This window comes from Benzoatithermus flavus (assembly GCF_037908215.1).
GTDB lineage: Bacteria > Pseudomonadota > Alphaproteobacteria > Geminicoccales > Geminicoccaceae > Benzoatithermus > Benzoatithermus flavus.
On the sequence record NZ_JBBLZC010000084.1, the window covers coordinates 1 to 745 of the forward strand.

1 protein-coding gene and 1 pseudogene are annotated in these 745 nt (G+C 55.8%); both read left to right on the forward strand.

The annotated features are described in order from the left end of the window. A pseudogene (locus U1T56_RS24155) lies at positions 1 to 451 on the forward strand (aromatic acid exporter family protein); the annotation flags it as partial. A gap of 68 nt (positions 452 to 519) precedes the next feature. Then, a partial coding sequence (locus tag U1T56_RS24160) for a L,D-transpeptidase (protein ID WP_418162043.1) occupies positions 520 to 745 on the forward strand: 226 nt, incomplete at its 3' end.

Consider the following 745-nt stretch of genomic DNA (forward strand, 5'->3'; position numbering starts at 1 on the left):
TGATTGGGATGGGAAGGAGCTGCCGCTTGCGGCGGAGACGCTCGACAAAGCGAAAAAGCTCGCCATGCGCCACGCCGACAATCAATTATGGCGGAATGAGGATGAATATGTCCGCTACTTCCGCATGCGCGAGCGGCAGTTGGAAGTCATCGAGCATATGCTTCCGCTTGTGACATCGCTTGTCTACACGGTCGAGCAGCGGATGATGGTCGCCGATTTTATCGACGAATTAAGCGACGCCATTCACCCGGGAAATACGGCCGATCGGTTTTTGCGGCGCCTTGCCGAGATGCGCGAACAGTTTAAGGCGATGCCGCTGCCAACGACGCGCGAACAGTTTGAAGAGCGGGCGGCGTTGTTTCATTTGGTGCGCGAATTGGAGCGATATTTAATCATCAAAAGCGAATTCCATCTCGGAAACGAACGAAAACCGCAGCGGCTGAAGGCATGATGCAGGGCATATGTCCATCCGTTTTGGCGCACACTATAGCCAAACGCTTAAGCAAAGGATGGACGGATATGCGGGTATGGTTGGCCATTTGTCTCGTGATCGCCGCCGTATTGGGGGCTCCTTTTCAGACAGCGGCGGAGGCGAAGCCGCTTGTCATTGTGAACAAAGCGATCAATAAGCTCGCGCTCGTCCGCGACGGCCGCATCGAAGCCGTCTATCCGGTGGCGACCGGGGTGAATGCGGCGTTGACGCCGGAAGGAATGTTTACCGTGACGGTAAAGGCGAAACACCCGT